Below are 15,073 nucleotides of genomic sequence, written 5' to 3' on the forward strand. Positions count from 1 at the left end.
TAACATGACCCAGCATTCCCCGTATTCCTCGGCCATGGCCGAACAGCGTCATCAGGAGTGGCTTCGTTTTGTGGAGTTGCTCCGCCAGTCTTACGACAAAGATCTGCATTTACCGTTGCTACAGCTGATGCTGACGCCCGATGAACGCGAAGCGCTGGGCACGCGGGTACGCATTATTGAGGAACTGCTGCGCGGCGAAATGAGCCAGCGCGAGCTGAAAAACGAGCTGGGCGCGGGTATTGCGACCATCACCCGTGGTTCAAACAGCCTGAAGTCGGCGCCGGTTGAACTGCGTCAGTGGCTGGAAGCGGTATTGCTGAAAAACGCCGGATGACGGCTTCGCCTTATCCGGCCTGCAAATTTAACGATAAATCGCGTTATGGAACGGACTTAACGCCAGAATAACGGCCTGGTGGTAAACGCCTGAACGCGTAAGCTTGCCACCCGTAAAGACGCCAATCGCCCCCTCTTTACGACCAATTTCATCAATGCCGGTGTAGTGCGACATTACCGGCCCCAGCGCCTCACCCGCGCGGACTTTCTCCAGTATGACTTCCGGCAGCGGCAGCGTGGCAGAACGCGCTTCGCCGCGCTGCTCACGGCTTTCGATGACAACCCAGCTGAAGGTCGCCCCTTCGTCGATGCCTGCTTCAATCGCGACCCAGAAGTCAGCGTCTGGCGCGGCGGCTTTTGCATTCGCCACGCGATTTCGTGCGCCAGCGCGTGTTTCCTCGCTGCCAAACGGCTGTTCCGGCACACCGCTCTCGACGCCGACGGCGTCAATATGGCAGGATCCTTCGCCGAAGATCTCTTCAAATGCCCTTAGAATTGCCTGAATTTTGGCAGGATTGGTGGTAGCAGAGACAACATGGTGCATAATTAAGCTCGATTTAAAAAATTCATCGCAGTATAACGGAAAAAAAGCATGTTACAGGTATACCTTGTTCGCCACGGTGAAACGCAGTGGAACGCCGAGCGACGTATTCAAGGCCAGTCAGACAGTCCTCTCACCGACAAAGGTGTGCAGCAAGCGTGGCAGGTGGCGGAGCGCGCCAGAACGCTGGGTATCACTCACGTCATCTCCAGTGATTTAGGCCGCACGCAGCAGACGGCACGCATCATCGCCGATGCCTGTGGCTGCGACGTGACCCTCGAACCGCGTCTGCGCGAGCTGGATATGGGCGTGCTGGAAAAACGTCCTATCGATACGCTGACGGAAACCGAAGAAGGCTGGCGCCGCACGCTGGTGAACGGCACTGAAGATGGTCGCATCCCTGAAGGGGAATCCATGCAGGAGCTGAGCGTGCGCATGCATGCCGCGCTGGCCGAGTGCCTGAAACTCCCGGCAGGTAGCCGACCGCTGCTGGTGAGCCACGGTATCGCGCTGGGTTGCCTGGTGAGCACCATTCTGGGACTGCCGGCTTACGCCGAACGCCGTTTGCGGCTGCGCAACTGTTCCATTTCCCGTATCGACTATCAGGAAAGTGCCTGGCTGGCATCGGGGTGGGTAGTTGAGATGGCAGGGGACATTTCGCATCTTGATGCCCCTGCTCTGGACGAATTGCAGCGTTAACGACGTACCGGAATCAGGAATTCCATACGCAGATTGATAGGGCCTTCTTCCGGTTTAGCATCTTGCGCCGGATAGTAGCGCTCAATGTCCTGACCTTTACGGCGATTCAGATTCAGCATCGGCATGCAGGTCCCGTAAACGGTCAGGATGAACTCCTGAACGCCCGTTCCTAAACCTTCGTATGAGAACATCACATACTCGCCGCCTTCCAGCACGACAGGCTTCGAGCCATGAATGTAACCGTTCGCCATGTCAGGCGTCAGCGCCGTGGTATAGAACACCTCCTGCTCGTCGTCTTTTTCCTGGCTGGGATGCGTTTCGTTCAGGCCATACAGAATCGGCGGGAGCGCCGGAGCATGGCTTAAAAATTCGCGCCAGAACTGAACGCGCATCTGATGGCGGAACTCGGAGATCTGCTCCAGGGAACAGGAGTAGCTCTGCGTGGTGCCGACCAGGTGCGTTTCCGGCAGGGTGATGATTTCATATTTTGGCATCGCAAACTCGCCCAGACGCAGCGGCGGACGCATACCAAAGGAGCTCCAGTCCGGCGAGCGGCGATAAAGCGCTGGCGTTAACGAGAACTGTTTTTTAAAGGCGCGGGTGAAGGTTTGCTGTGAATCGAAGCGATATTGCAGGGCAATATCCAGGATTGGTCGCGCGGTCAGGCGCAACGCGACAGCAGACTTTGATAAACGACGTGCGCGAATATAGGCACCGATAGCATGACCGGTGACATCCTTGAACATCCTTTGCAGATGCCACTTGGAATAGCCTGCTTTTGCCGCCACATTATCCAGTGACAAAGGCTGGTCGAGATGACCTTCCAGCCAGGTGAGCAGGTCGCGAATAATTCCAGCCTGATCCATATACTATCCTCATCCTTAAAACTGCCGCAGGTGCCTGTTTACAGGTTAGCGGATAATAGCATTTTTTGACGTTTTAGCATTCAGTGTTTTTTTTGCGCATAAATGCTTTTTGTAGTGATTTATGTGCGGATATATTCTAATCCTGTGATCTTGCTACATTTTTATCTAACCTGTTGAATAATCGCTCAGCGTAATTTTTATGAATGGTAACAATATGAAATACAAGGTTTTAGTCTTTGCAGCACTGGCGCTGATGGCAGGGCGCGTGGCACAGGCGGAGCAAATTGGCTCCGTGGATACTGTGTTTAAAATGTTTGGGCCGGACCACAAAATTGTGGTGGAAGCCTTTGACGATCCGGACGTTAAAAACGTCACCTGCTATGTCAGCCGGGCAAAGACCGGCGGGATTAAAGGCGGCCTGGGGCTGGCTGAAGACACGTCTGACGCGGCCATCTCCTGCCAGCAGGTTGGCCCGGTGGAATTGAGTGACAAAATCAAAAACGGCAAAGCGCAGGGCGACGTCGTATTCCAGAAACGGACCTCGCTGGTGTTCAAAAAGCTACAGGTGGTCCGTTTTTATGACGCGAAGCGTAACACCCTGGCTTATCTGGCTTATTCCGACAAAGTCGTGGACGGCTCACCGAAAAACGCAATAAGCGCGGTACCGATTATGCCGTGGCATTGATAAAAAAAACGGCGCAAATGCGCCGTTTTTTACTGCGTGACGGGAGAATTACTCCTGGAGGTCACCGCAGAAACGATAGCCTTCACCATGGATCGTGGCGATGATTTCCGGCGTATCCGGCGTAGATTCGAAGTGCTTACGAATACGACGGATGGTTACGTCAACGGTACGATCGTGTGGCTTCAACTCACGACCGGTCATTTTCTTCAGCAGTTCTGCACGGGACTGGATCTTGCCCGGGTTCTCGCAGAAGTGCAGCATCGCGCGGAATTCACTGCGCGGCAGTTTGTACTGCTCACCGTTCGGGCTAATCAGCGAACGGCTATTGATATCAAGTTCCCAGCCGTTGAATTTGTAGCTGTCGACGCTACGACGCTCTTCACTTACCGTACCCAGATTCATGGTGCGGGACAGCAGGTTGCGTGCACGAATGGTTAACTCGCGAGGGTTGAACGGCTTGGTGATGTAGTCATCCGCGCCGATTTCCAGACCAAGAATTTTATCAACCTCGTTGTCACGGCCCGTCAGGAACATCAACGCGACGTTCGCCTGTTCACGCAGTTCGCGCGCCAGAAGAAGCCCGTTTTTGCCCGGCAGGTTGATATCCATAATCACCAGGTTGATATCATTTTCAGAAAGGATCTGATGCATCTCTGCGCCATCGGTCGCTTCAAAGACATCGTAGCCTTCTGCTTCGAAAATGCTCTTTAACGTGTTGCGTGTTACCAACTCGTCTTCAACGATAAGAATGTGCGGGGTCTGCATGTTTGCTACCTAAATTGCCAACTAAATCGAAACAGGAAGTACAAAAGTCCCTGACCTGCCTGATGCATGTCGCAAATTAACATGATCGGCTTAACGTGACTAAAGTACGTAATTGCGTTCTTGATGCACTTTCCATCAACGTCAACAACATCATTAGCTTGGTCGTGGGTACTTTCCCTTTGGACCCGACAGTGTCAAAAACGGCTGTCATCCTAACCATTTTAACAGCAACATAACAGGCTAAGTGACACCGGACACCCAATAAAACTACGCTTCGTTGACATATATCAAGTTCAATTGTAGCACGTTAACAGTTTGATGAAATCATCGTAGCTGAATGCTAGCCTTTGTCACAATTTTTCAATAAACCAACTAGTTGCGGACATTGATTGATAAACGGTACGAATCCAATCAGAAAAGAGTATTCATATGGTCATTATCATTACAAAACATAAGGATAATGGACTTCTGTTAACATTCTAACTGATTGTTCAGCCACAAAATAGTTTAGCTTTTTTTAATTGTTATGAAACGCTATTTCGGTGATTTGTGTTGCAAAATTGTAAATTCGTGCTGCGTAATATGTTGAACTGAATCACATTTTTACCTGCTAACTGATTAAAAAGAGAGCGTAAATGCATCTGTCGATTGTGCTGGTGGCACCAGCAAGAGCTGAAAATATTGGCGCTGCGGCGCGTGCCATGAAGACTATGGGGTTTACCGATTTGCGTATTGTGGACAGCACGGCGCATCTGGAGCCTGCTGCGCGCTGGGTGGCGCACGGTTCGGGTGATATTCTCGATAATATAACCACTTACGCTACGCTCGCCGACGCACTCCACGATATTTCGTTTACCGTCGCGACGACCGCGCGCAGCCGGGCGAAGTTTCACTATTACGCCACGCCTGCTGAACTGGTGCCGATGCTGGAAGAGAAAAGCCAGTGGCTGGAGAAAGCCGCGCTGGTGTTTGGGCGAGAAGATTCCGGGCTGACTAACGAAGAGCTGGAGCTGGCTGACGTGCTGACGGGCGCGCCGATGGTGGCGGATTATCCGTCACTCAATCTGGGGCAGGCGGTGATGGTCTATTGCTATCAATTAGCATCCTTAATACAAATTTCTCAGCCACCGGTGACAGTTTCGGATGAAAACCAGCTGGCGGCACTGCGTGTTCGTGCAAATAACCTTCTTGAGCAGTTGGGCGTCGCTGACGATCAGAAAATGGTGGACTGGTTACAGCAGCGCCTGGGGCGTCTTGAGCAGCGCGATACGGCAATGCTGCACCGATTGCTTCATGATATTGAAAAAAAATTAGCCGAGTAAAATAGTGTCATAGGTTTTTATTATGGCCGATCCTGCTGATGTCTGGGGTTGCATCTGGGTTATTCCGATGAAAATAAATCTGCCCGCAGCGGGACGTGAGAATGTCCCGAATTGTGATCGAATTAAAAATTCATTGACTTAAGGGGCTCGATCCTTTAACCCTAAAAGAATAGAGCACAGACAGATAATAATGACAGAGTACACAACATCCATGAAACGCATCAGCATCACCACCATTACTACAACCATCATCATTACCACAGGTAACGATGCGGGCTGACGCGTACAGGAAAAACAGAAAAAAGCCCGCACCTGAACAGTGCGGGCTTTTTTTTCGGCTAAAGGAAATGAGGTAGAACCATGCGAGTGTTGAAGTTCGGCGGTACGTCAGTGGCAAATGCAGAACGTTTTCTGCGTGTTGCCGATATCCTGGAAAGCAACGCCAGGCAGGGGCAGGTTGCCACCGTGCTCTCTGCCCCGGCCAAAATCACGAACCACCTGGTGGCGATGATTGAAAAAACCATCGGTGGTCAGGATGCACTACCGAACATCAGCGACGCCGAGCGTATCTTTGCCGATCTGCTTCAGGGGCTGGCCGACGCCCAGCCTGGTTTCCCGCTGGCGCAGCTGAAAAGCACCGTTGAACTTGAATTTGCCCAGATTAAACACGTTCTTCACGGTATCAGCCTGCTTGGTCAGTGTCCGGACAGCATCAACGCGGCGCTGATTTGCCGGGGTGAAAAACTCTCTATCGCCATCATGGCAGGCGTGCTGGAAGCGCGCGGTCACCACGTGACGGTCATCGATCCGGTTGAAAAACTGCTGGCTGTGGGCCACTACCTTGAATCCACCGTCGACATTGCCGAGTCGACACGCCGTATTGCGGCGAGCAAAATCCCGTCTGACCATATGATCCTGATGGCAGGCTTTACCGCCGGTAACGAGAAGGGCGAACTGGTGGTGCTGGGGCGTAACGGCTCTGACTACTCCGCTGCCGTGCTGGCGGCCTGTTTACGCGCAGACTGTTGTGAGATCTGGACTGACGTCGACGGCGTTTATACCTGCGATCCGCGCCAGGTACCGGACGCCAGGCTGCTGAAGTCGATGTCGTACCAGGAAGCGATGGAGCTTTCCTACTTCGGCGCTAAAGTTCTTCACCCGCGTACCATCTCCCCGATTGCCCAGTTCCAAATCCCTTGCCTGATTAAGAATACCGGTAACCCTCAGGCGCCGGGCACGCTGATTGGCGCCAGCGCGGATGAAGATGACCTGCCGGTGAAAGGCATTTCTAACCTCAATAACATGGCGATGTTCAGCGTCTCCGGCCCGGGGATGAAGGGCATGGTCGGCATGGCGGCACGCGTCTTTGCCGCTATGTCCCGCAACGGGATCTCCGTGGTGCTGATCACGCAGTCTTCTTCCGAATACAGCATCAGCTTCTGCGTTCCGCAGGGTGATTGCCTGCGTGCCCGTCGCGCGCTGGAAGAAGAGTTCTATCTGGAGCTGAAAGAAGAGCTGCTGGAGCCGCTCTCGATTCAGGAGCGTCTGGCGATTATCTCTGTGGTCGGCGACGGCATGCGCACCCTGCGCGGTATCTCCGCCAAATTCTTTGCCGCGCTGGCGCGGGCTAATATCAATATCGTGGCGATTGCCCAGGGCTCATCAGAGCGTTCCATTTCCGTTGTCGTGGATAACGATGACGCCACTACCGGCGTGCGCGTGGTGCATCAGATGCTGTTCAACACCGACCAGGTGATTGAGCTGTTCCTGGTGGGCGTCGGTGGTGTCGGTGGCGCGCTGCTGGAGCAGGTGAAGCGCCAGCAGGAGTGGCTTAAGAAGAAACATATCGATTTGCGCGTTTGCGGCATTGCGAACTCGAAAGCGTTGCTGACTAACGTCCACGGTCTGAATCTGGAAAACTGGCAGGCGGAGCTGGAAGAGGCGAAAGAGCCATTTAACCTGGGCCGCCTGATCCGCCTGGTGAAAGAATATCACCTGCTTAACCCGGTGATTGTTGACTGTACCTCCAGCCAGGCGGTGGCCGATCAGTACGCCGACTTCCTGCGCGAAGGGTTCCACGTGGTGACGCCAAACAAAAAGGCCAACACCTCGTCGATGGATTACTATCATCAGCTGCGGCTGGCGGCGAGTAAGTCGCGCCGTAAGTTTCTGTATGACACCAACGTGGGCGCGGGCCTGCCGGTCATCGAGAACCTGCAAAACCTGCTGAACGCGGGCGACGAACTACAGCGTTTCTCCGGCATCCTCTCCGGCTCCCTGTCGTTTATCTTCGGCAAGCTGGACGAAGGGATGAGCTTGTCGGAAGCCACCCGCGCCGCGCGCGAGCTGGGCTACACCGAGCCGGATCCGCGCGACGACCTCTCCGGCATGGACGTGGCGCGTAAGCTGCTGATCCTGGCGCGCGAAACTGGCCGCGAGCTGGAGCTTTCGGATATCGTGATTGAGCCGGTGCTGCCAGCAGAATTTGATGACAGCGGTGACGTCAGCGCCTTTATGGCCAGGTTGCCGCAGCTTGACGACGCCTTTGCCGCACGCGTTGCGAAAGCCCGTGATGAAGGTAAGGTATTGCGCTATGTTGGCAACATTGAAGAAGACGGCGTCTGCCGGGTGAAGATTGCCGAAGTGGATGGCAACGATCCGCTGTACAAGGTGAAAAACGGCGAGAACGCCCTGGCGTTCTACAGCCATTATTATCAGCCACTGCCGCTGGTGCTTCGCGGCTATGGCGCAGGGAATGATGTGACGGCGGCAGGCGTGTTTGCCGATCTGCTGCGTACCCTGTCATGGAAGTTAGGAGTTTAAGATGGTTAAAGTATATGCCCCGGCTTCCAGCGCCAATATGAGCGTCGGATTTGACGTGCTGGGCGCGGCGGTCACGCCGGTGGACGGTTCGCTGCTGGGCGATACGGTTACGGTTGAGGCGGCAGAGCGCTTCAGTCTGAATAACATCGGCCGCTTCGCCAGTAAGCTGCCGTCTGAACCGCGCGAGAATATCGTTTATCAGTGCTGGGAACGCTTCTGTCAGGAGATCGGCAAAAACGTGCCGGTCGCCATGACGCTGGAAAAGAGCATGCCGATTGGTTCGGGGCTGGGCTCGAGCGCCTGCTCGGTGGTCGCCGCGCTGGTGGCGATGAATGAGCATTGCGGCAAGCCGCTGAACAACAGCCGTCTGCTGGCGCTGATGGGCGAGCTGGAAGGGCGCATCTCCGGCAGCATTCATTATGATAACGTGGCGCCGTGCTTCCTTGGCGGCATGCAGCTGATGATTGAAGAAAATGGCATCATCAGCCAGCAGGTGCCAGGGTTTGATGAGTGGCTGTGGGTGCTGGCCTATCCGGGCATTAAAGTGTCTACCGCCGAAGCGCGTGCGATCCTGCCGGCGCAGTATCGTCGTCAGGACTGTATCGCCCACGGGCGTCATCTGGCGGGCTTTATTCACGCCTGCTACACCCGTCAGCCGCAGCTGGCGGCGAAACTGATGAAAGACGTCATTGCCGAGCCTTATCGCACGAAGCTGCTGCCGGGCTTTAACGAAGCGCGACAGGCATCCATGGATATCGGCGCACAGGCGTGCGGCATCTCCGGCTCCGGCCCGACGCTGTTCGCCTTATGCGACAAGCCAGACACCGCGCAGCGCGTGGCGGACTGGCTCTCTAAACACTACCTGCAAAATCAGGAAGGCTTTGTTCATATTTGCCGTCTGGACACGGCTGGCGCACGAGTACTGGGATAACGAATGAAACTCTACAACCTTAAAGATCATAACGAGCAGGTCAGCTTCGCGCAGGCGGTAACGCAGGGGCTTGGCAAAAATCAGGGGCTTTTCTTCCCCCACGACCTGCCGGAATTTCAGCTGACCGAAATTGATGAACTGCTGAAGCAGGACTTTGTCACCCGCAGCACCAAAATTCTGTCTGCCTTTATCGGCGACGAAATCCCGCAGGAACTGCTCGAAGAACGCGTGCGTGCGGCGTTTGCTTTCCCGGCGCCGGTGAAGCAGGTGGAGCCTGACGTTGGTTGTCTGGAGCTGTTCCACGGCCCGACGCTGGCGTTCAAAGATTTCGGCGGTCGCTTTATGGCGCAGATGCTGACCCACATTAGCGGCGACAAACCGGTGACCATTCTTACCGCGACTTCAGGCGATACCGGAGCGGCGGTGGCCCATGCGTTCTACGGCCTGAAAAACGTCCGCGTGGTGATCCTCTATCCGAAAGGCAAAATCAGCCCGCTTCAGGAAAAACTGTTCTGCACCCTTGGGGGCAACATTGAAACCGTGGCGATCGACGGCGATTTCGATGCCTGTCAGGCGCTAGTGAAGCAGGCCTTCGATGACGAAGAGCTGAAGGCGGCGCTGGGGCTGAACTCTGCCAACTCCATCAACATCAGCCGTCTGCTGGCGCAGATCTGCTACTACTTCGAAGCGGTGGCGCAGCTGGCGCAGGACGCGCGCAATCAGCTGGTGGTTTCCGTGCCAAGTGGGAACTTCGGCGACCTGACGGCAGGCCTGCTGGCGAAATCACTCGGCCTGCCGGTGAAGCGCTTTATCGCCGCCACCAACGCCAACGACACCGTGCCGCGTTTCCTGAAGGACGGAAAATGGGCGCCGAACGCGACTCAGGCCACGCTCTCCAATGCGATGGATGTGTCACAGCCTAACAACTGGCCGCGTGTGGAAGAGCTGTTCCGCCGTAAGGTCTGGCGTCTGGGCGATCTGGGTTACGCAGCGGTGACGGACGAAACCACTAAAGCCACCATGCGCGAGCTGAAAGCGGTGGGCTATACCTCTGAGCCGCACGCGGCGATTGCCTATCGTGCCCTGCGCGATCAGCTTCAACCGGGTGAGTATGGCCTGTTCCTCGGCACCGCCCATCCGGCCAAGTTCAAAGAGAGCGTGGAAGCGATCCTGGGGGAAACGCTGCCGCTGCCAAAAGAGCTGGCCGATCGCGCCGACCTGCCGCTGCTGTCTCATGAGCTGCCCGCAGACTTTGCCGCGCTGCGTAAGCTGATGATGACCCGAGCGTGATTGTGCTGCCCGGTGGCGGCTTCGCCTTACCGGGCCTACAACGGCGAACTCATCGTAGGCCGGGTAAGCGCAGCGCCACCCGGCTTTTTTGTGAAGAAATTAAGGAGAAAAACAGCAGGAAAAAAGCAGAAATTCCCAATAAATGCGGTCACTTAGCGTTTAGGATTGCAGAGAATAACATCCCCCGTCCCCATCACGTACTCTCCTTACATCGGCCCACGTTGGGCAAGAAGAATAAGGAGTCACCTATGTCTACACTGAAACCTGCACTTATCGCGCTTTCACTGATGCTGGTCGCTCCCATGGCGGTGCAGGCAGCTGAGATCACCCTCGTGCCAGCGGTAAAACTGCAAATTGGCGATCGGGATAATAACGGGCACTACTGGGATGGCGGCCGCTGGCGCGACCATGACTGGTGGAAAGCGCACTATGACTGGCGCGATAACCACTGGCGTCCGCACGATGAACATCGCGATCGTGACGATCACCACCGTCATGACGATCGTCGCCCGGGCCCGGACCGGAAGCACCATTAACACAAACCCCGCCAGCTGGCGGGGTTGTCTTTTTATTGCTCGTGACGCTTAAACACCAGCTCGTTTTTTCCTGACGATGCCTCGTCGAAAAAATACCCTTCACTGTTAAAGCCAGTGAGCTGCTCTGGCTTCGTCAGACGGTTTTGAATGATGAAGCGGCTCATCAGACCGCGCGCTTTTTTGGCGTAGAAGCTGATCACTTTAAATTTGCCGTTTTTCTCGTCGAGGAATACCGGCTTGATAATGTCCGCATCCAGCTTCTTCGGCTTCACCGATTTGAAGTACTCATCGGAGGCCAGGTTGATCACCACGTTGTCCCCCTGGGCTTGCAGCGCCGCGTTAAGCTTGTCGGTAATGACATCGCCCCAGAACTGGTACAGATCTTTACCTTTAGCGTTTTCCAGGCGGATACCCATCTCCAGACGATACGGTTGCATCAGATCCAGCGGTCGCAGCACCCCGTACAGGCCGGATAACATGCGCAGATGCAGCTGGGCAAAATCGAAATCGGCTTCGCTAAACGTTTCTGCTTGCAGGCCAGTGTAGACGTCACCTTTGAAGGCCAACAGCGCCTGGCGGGCGTTGGCGGGCGTGAAGTCAGGCTGCCACTCATGAAAACGGGTGGCATTCAGGTCGGCGAGTTTATCGCTGATGCTCATCAGCGAAGCGATTTGCGGAGCCGAAAGCTTACGCGCCTCGTGGATCAGCTGTTGCGAGTAGTCCAGCAATTCCGGCTGGGTATAACGCTCAGTGGCGAGCGGGCTCTGGTAGTCGAGCGTTTTGGCAGGTGAAATCAGAATCAGCATATCCAGTCCTTGCAGGAAATTTAGAGCGACTTTAGCAAAAAATCGCCCTGAATTGATCGATAGCTGTTATTGCCGCGGCAAATCATCCCAGGTGCCAGGGGCAATTTGTGACTCGATTTCGGGATAGCGTGAGGCGTCAAAGACGGGCTGTACGCCGAGCTTGCGCTGACGCAGATAATCGCGCGCGATCAGCGCCACAACCGGTGAAAGCAGCAAAATGGCCGTCAGGTTCGTGATGGCCATCAGCGCCATAATGACGTCCGCTATTTGCCAGATCATCGGCATGCTGAGCAGGCAACCTACAAACACCATCGCCAGCACGCCCGCGCGAAGGATGTTGCGGGCCAGACGCGAGTCAACTTTCAGGAAGATAAGGTTGTTTTCGGCATAGATATAGTTCACCGCAATGGAACTAAAGGCAAAAAGTCCCACGACAAGTGCGACAAGGCCCGCGCCCCAGTCGCCGACGAGGGAGACCAGCGCCTGTTGTACCCAATGAATGCCTGCCGTACTACCGGACGGTTGTTCAGCGGCACCGGCCAGCAGCATTATCATCGCGCTGGCGGAGCAGATAACAATGGTGTCTGTGAAGACGCCAATCATCTGTACAATGCCCTGCGCGGCGGGATGTGGGGGCCAGGATGCGGCCGCTGCGGCGGCATTCGGCGTGGAGCCCATTCCCGCTTCGTTGGAGAACATACCCCGCTGAAAACCCGCAGTGAGTGCCTGGCTAAGGGTGTAACCCAGCGCGCCGGAAGCCGCTTCGCGCCAGCCGAACGCGCTTTGGAAAATGGTGACGATGACGTTCGGCACCTCATCGATATGTATCGCGCATACCATCAGGCTGGTGGACACCCACAGCAGCGCCATCAGCGGAACCAGCCACTGCATCAGGCGGGCAACCCCTTTGAGCCCGGTCACAATGGTCAGCAGGGTGAGAAGGGCAAGCGCGCCGCCCGTCAGCCACTCCGGACAATTGAAGGCAAAGCGCAGCGCGTGGGCGACGGAATTTGCCTGAACGGTATTGAAAATAAGGCCATAGGCAATCAGCAAAAAGATCGAGAACAGAACGCCCATCCAGCGCATTCCCAGCCCGCGAGCCATATACCAGGCGGGACCGCCGCGAAACTGACCTTTGCCGTCTTTTTCTTTGTAGAGTTGCGCAAGCGAGCATTCAGCAAAGGAGGTGGCCATACCGATAATCGCCGTCACCCACATCCAGAATACCGCGCCCGGACCGCCCGCGCCGATCGCCAGCGCGACACCGGCCAGGTTACCGCTGCCGACGCGCGCGGCCAGGCTGGTACAGAGCGCCTGAAACGAGGTCAGGCCGCCCGGCTGTGGGGTGACGCTGTTTTTCAGACTTCTGCCAAATTTGCGGATATAGCGAAACTGAATCAGACCGCTGCGCCACGTAAACCAGATACCTGCTCCTGAAAGCAGGTATATCATGATCGAACCCCAGAGGACTTCGTTGATAAAGAAAAAGAAATCAGGCACTAACGTCCCTCTTGTTGATGCCAAAGTGAATATGTAAGCGCTACCACTGATTGTGCATGCTGTTACTTAGCAGCCTGTTAATATTCTGAGTTTATCATACTCTGCCTAAGCGCACTGTCTGCGGTTGCGCTGCCTCTCACTCGTGTTATCATCAGGGCAGACCGGTTACATCCCCCTAACAAGTAAACCTGTCATTTTTCCGCTGCTGGCAAGCTGTCGGTAGTGTGAATTATCCAGGGCACGTTAAAAGAGAAACACTATCATGACGGATAAATTGACCTCCCTTCGTCAGTTCACCACTGTCGTCGCTGACACCGGAGATATCGCGGCAATGAAGCTGTACCAGCCGCAGGATGCCACAACCAACCCTTCTCTGATCCTTAACGCCGCGCAGATCCCTGAGTATCGCAAACTGATCGACGAGGCGGTGACCTGGGCAAAAGCACAGAGCAATGACCGCGCGCAGCAGGTTGTGGATGCTACTGACAAACTGGCAGTGAACATCGGTCTGGAAATCCTGAAGCTCGTTCCTGGCCGTATCTCTACCGAAGTTGATGCTCGCCTGTCCTACGACACCGAAGCGTCTATCGCCAAAGCAAAACGCCTGATCAAACTGTACAACGATGCGGGCATCAGCAACGACCGTATCCTGATCAAACTGGCCTCTACCTGGCAGGGCATCCGCGCCGCTGAGCAGCTGGAAAAAGAAGGCATCAACTGTAACCTGACTCTGCTGTTCTCCTTCGCGCAGGCGCGTGCATGTGCCGAAGCTGGCGTATACCTGATTTCTCCGTTCGTGGGCCGTATTCTGGACTGGTACAAAGCCAACACCGACAAGAAAGAGTACGCGGCGTCTGAAGACCCAGGCGTGATTTCAGTGACTGAAATCTACGAATACTACAAACAGCACGGCTATGAGACCGTTGTTATGGGCGCAAGCTTCCGTAACGTCGGCGAAATCATCGAGCTGGCTGGCTGTGACCGCCTGACCATCGCTCCTGCGCTGCTGAAAGAGCTGGCAGAAAGCGAAGGTGCTATCGAGCGTAAACTGTCCTACACCGGCGAAGTGAAAGCACGCCCTGAGCGCATCACCGAGTCCGAGTTCCTGTGGCAGCACAACCAGGATCCAATGGCCGTAGATAAACTGGCGGACGGTATCCGTAAGTTTGCTATCGACCAGGAAAAACTGGAAAAAATGATCGGCGACCTGCTGTAATCATTCTGCGTGACCGGGTTCCCGGTCACGCGTCTTTCCCCCGCCTCTGTCTGAATTTTCTCTCTGCGTGTATCATTCCCTTTAATCAGTACTTTTTGAATGGAATGGATATGAATACCTTACGCATCGGCTTAGTGTCGATTTCTGACCGCGCCTCCAGCGGTGTTTATCAGGATAAAGGCATCCCTGCTCTGGAAGCGTGGCTGGGCAGCGCGCTCACTACCCCGTTTGAGATCCAGACTCGCCTGATCCCGGACGAGCAGCCGATCATCGAGCAAACCCTGTGTGAACTGGTGGATGAGATGAGCTGCCACCTGGTGCTGACGACGGGCGGAACCGGCCCCGCGCGCCGCGATGTAACGCCGGACGCGACGCTGGCTATCGCCGATCGTGAAATGCCGGGCTTCGGTGAGCAGATGCGCCAGATCAGTCTACACTTTGTCCCGACGGCCATTCTTTCCCGTCAGGTCGGGGTGATCCGCAAACAGGCGCTGATCCTGAACCTGCCGGGGCAGCCGAAGTCGATAAAAGAGACGTTGGAAGGGGTAAAAGCCGAGGACGGCAGCGTTATCGTCCACGGTATCTTTGCAAGTGTACCGTATTGTATACAACTGCTTGACGGTCCGTATGTGGAAACTGACGGCAATGTGGTAGCAGCATTTCGCCCTAAAAGCGCTCGCCGCGAAACAATCTCCTGAAATTCTTTAAAATGTGACATTAGCGCCAGCCGCGGTAGCGTGTAAATGGATTTACGATATAG

Annotated in this window: 17 protein-coding genes and 1 other annotated feature; of the genes, 12 read left to right on the forward strand and 5 right to left on the reverse strand. The window is 55.1% G+C overall.

All coding sequences use genetic code 11. The features are described 5' to 3' along the window. Positions 1-4 precede the first annotated feature (4 nt). Complete coding sequence (gene trpR / locus L379_RS19245; protein WP_003856511.1) at positions 5-334, forward strand: trp operon repressor; 330 nt, start codon at positions 5-7, stop codon at positions 332-334. A 27-nt stretch (positions 335-361) separates the two neighbouring features. Here trpR and yjjX read toward each other — a convergent pair whose 3' ends face one another. Beyond that, entirely contained in the window at positions 362-877 is a 516-nt protein-coding gene (gene yjjX / locus L379_RS19240; protein WP_015572619.1) for an inosine/xanthosine triphosphatase, read from the reverse strand. 48 nt (positions 878-925) lie between these two features. On the opposite strand from yjjX, the gene gpmB reads away from it, so the two are divergent. Then, positions 926-1,573, forward strand: coding sequence for a 2,3-diphosphoglycerate-dependent phosphoglycerate mutase GpmB (gpmB, locus tag L379_RS19235; protein WP_006810187.1), 648 nt, complete (start codon positions 926-928; stop codon positions 1,571-1,573). Here the strand turns inward: gpmB and robA are convergent. Further along, entirely contained in the window at positions 1,570-2,439 is an 870-nt protein-coding gene (gene robA, locus L379_RS19230; RefSeq protein ID WP_015572620.1) for an MDR efflux pump AcrAB transcriptional activator RobA, read from the reverse strand. The two genes, gpmB and robA, sit on opposite strands and share 4 nt — an antisense overlap. 214 nt (positions 2,440-2,653) lie before the next feature. Between robA and creA the strand changes: the two genes are divergently transcribed. After that, the gene (creA, locus tag L379_RS19225; protein WP_017383825.1) at positions 2,654-3,124 is read left to right on the forward strand and encodes a protein CreA; all 471 of its coding nucleotides are present in this window, start codon (positions 2,654-2,656) and stop codon (positions 3,122-3,124) included. 48 nt (positions 3,125-3,172) lie between these two features. Here creA and arcA read toward each other — a convergent pair whose 3' ends face one another. After that, on the reverse strand, positions 3,173-3,889 hold the full coding sequence (arcA, locus tag L379_RS19220) for a two-component system response regulator ArcA (RefSeq protein ID WP_003856501.1): 717 nt from the start codon (positions 3,887-3,889) through the stop codon (positions 3,173-3,175). A 95-nt stretch (positions 3,890-3,984) separates the two neighbouring features. Here arcA and yjjY point away from each other — a divergent pair, with 95 nt between their 5' ends. The 7 genes from yjjY to L379_RS19195 all read left to right on the forward strand — a co-directional run bounded on the left by yjjY (position 3,985) and on the right by L379_RS19195 (position 10,791). Then, a complete protein-coding gene (yjjY, locus tag L379_RS25770) occupies positions 3,985-4,125 on the forward strand; it encodes a YjjY family protein (RefSeq protein WP_001541509.1) in 141 nt (46 codons plus the stop codon). Positions 4,126-4,524: 399 nt separating this feature from the next. Then, complete coding sequence (locus tag L379_RS19215) at positions 4,525-5,211, forward strand: tRNA/rRNA methyltransferase (protein WP_023295898.1); 687 nt, start codon at positions 4,525-4,527, stop codon at positions 5,209-5,211. Positions 5,212-5,422: 211 nt separating this feature from the next. Next, the gene (thrL, locus tag L379_RS24805; protein WP_015572623.1) at positions 5,423-5,491 is read left to right on the forward strand and encodes a thr operon leader peptide; all 69 of its coding nucleotides are present in this window, start codon (positions 5,423-5,425) and stop codon (positions 5,489-5,491) included. Then, positions 5,430-5,547 (forward strand) — a sequence feature (Thr leader region). It overlaps the preceding gene by 62 nt. A 24-nt stretch (positions 5,548-5,571) precedes the next feature. Further along, positions 5,572-8,034: a bifunctional aspartate kinase/homoserine dehydrogenase I gene (gene thrA, locus L379_RS19210; RefSeq protein WP_023295899.1), complete on the forward strand. Its 2,463-nt coding sequence runs from the start codon at positions 5,572-5,574 to the stop codon at positions 8,032-8,034. 1 nt (position 8,035) lies between these two features. After that, complete coding sequence (gene thrB, locus L379_RS19205) at positions 8,036-8,965, forward strand: homoserine kinase (RefSeq protein ID WP_022650380.1); 930 nt, start codon at positions 8,036-8,038, stop codon at positions 8,963-8,965. A 3-nt stretch (positions 8,966-8,968) separates the two neighbouring features. After that, entirely contained in the window at positions 8,969-10,255 is a 1,287-nt protein-coding gene (thrC, locus tag L379_RS19200) for a threonine synthase (RefSeq protein WP_032652518.1), read from the forward strand. A 248-nt stretch (positions 10,256-10,503) separates the two neighbouring features. Next, positions 10,504-10,791 carry a DUF2502 domain-containing protein gene (locus L379_RS19195; protein WP_015572627.1) on the forward strand — a complete coding sequence of 96 codons (288 nt, stop codon included), beginning with the start codon at positions 10,504-10,506 and terminating at the stop codon, positions 10,789-10,791. A 32-nt stretch (positions 10,792-10,823) separates the two neighbouring features. Here L379_RS19195 and yaaA read toward each other — a convergent pair whose 3' ends face one another. Together yaaA and L379_RS19185 are read right to left on the reverse strand one after the other, a co-directional pair. After that, positions 10,824-11,597 carry a peroxide stress protein YaaA gene (gene yaaA, locus L379_RS19190; protein WP_015572628.1) on the reverse strand — a complete coding sequence of 258 codons (774 nt, stop codon included), beginning with the start codon at positions 11,595-11,597 and terminating at the stop codon, positions 10,824-10,826. A gap of 66 nt (positions 11,598-11,663) precedes the next feature. Beyond that, complete coding sequence (locus L379_RS19185) at positions 11,664-13,097, reverse strand: alanine/glycine:cation symporter family protein (protein ID WP_032652520.1); 1,434 nt, start codon at positions 13,095-13,097, stop codon at positions 11,664-11,666. A 262-nt stretch (positions 13,098-13,359) separates the two neighbouring features. Between L379_RS19185 and tal the strand changes: the two genes are divergently transcribed. Both tal and mog read left to right on the forward strand, forming a co-directional pair. Next, positions 13,360-14,313, forward strand: coding sequence for a transaldolase (tal, locus tag L379_RS19180; RefSeq protein WP_003856481.1), 954 nt, complete (start codon positions 13,360-13,362; stop codon positions 14,311-14,313). A gap of 110 nt (positions 14,314-14,423) precedes the next feature. Continuing rightward, on the forward strand, positions 14,424-15,011 hold the full coding sequence (gene mog, locus L379_RS19175; RefSeq protein WP_003856479.1) for a molybdopterin adenylyltransferase: 588 nt from the start codon (positions 14,424-14,426) through the stop codon (positions 15,009-15,011). Positions 15,012-15,073 lie beyond the last annotated feature (62 nt).

Source organism: Enterobacter sp. MGH 33, assembly GCF_000534535.1.
Lineage (GTDB): Bacteria > Pseudomonadota > Gammaproteobacteria > Enterobacterales > Enterobacteriaceae > Enterobacter > Enterobacter hormaechei_C.

Coding starts and splice junctions, on each gene's coding strand:
- robA (WP_015572620.1), bottom strand. CDS start 2,439: ATGGATCAGGCTGGAATTATTCGCGACCTGCTCACCTGGCTGGAAGGT.
- yaaA (WP_015572628.1), bottom strand. CDS start 11,597: ATGCTGATTCTGATTTCACCTGCCAAAACGCTCGACTACCAGAGCCCG.
- tal (WP_003856481.1), top strand. CDS start 13,360: ATGACGGATAAATTGACCTCCCTTCGTCAGTTCACCACTGTCGTCGCT.
- L379_RS19195 (WP_015572627.1), top strand. CDS start 10,504: ATGTCTACACTGAAACCTGCACTTATCGCGCTTTCACTGATGCTGGTC.
- thrA (WP_023295899.1), top strand. CDS start 5,572: ATGCGAGTGTTGAAGTTCGGCGGTACGTCAGTGGCAAATGCAGAACGT.
- mog (WP_003856479.1), top strand. CDS start 14,424: ATGAATACCTTACGCATCGGCTTAGTGTCGATTTCTGACCGCGCCTCC.
- thrC (WP_032652518.1), top strand. CDS start 8,969: ATGAAACTCTACAACCTTAAAGATCATAACGAGCAGGTCAGCTTCGCG.
- creA (WP_017383825.1), top strand. CDS start 2,654: ATGAAATACAAGGTTTTAGTCTTTGCAGCACTGGCGCTGATGGCAGGG.
- gpmB (WP_006810187.1), top strand. CDS start 926: ATGTTACAGGTATACCTTGTTCGCCACGGTGAAACGCAGTGGAACGCC.
- thrB (WP_022650380.1), top strand. CDS start 8,036: ATGGTTAAAGTATATGCCCCGGCTTCCAGCGCCAATATGAGCGTCGGA.
- L379_RS19215 (WP_023295898.1), top strand. CDS start 4,525: ATGCATCTGTCGATTGTGCTGGTGGCACCAGCAAGAGCTGAAAATATT.
- trpR (WP_003856511.1), top strand. CDS start 5: ATGACCCAGCATTCCCCGTATTCCTCGGCCATGGCCGAACAGCGTCAT.
- yjjX (WP_015572619.1), bottom strand. CDS start 877: ATGCACCATGTTGTCTCTGCTACCACCAATCCTGCCAAAATTCAGGCA.
- arcA (WP_003856501.1), bottom strand. CDS start 3,889: ATGCAGACCCCGCACATTCTTATCGTTGAAGACGAGTTGGTAACACGC.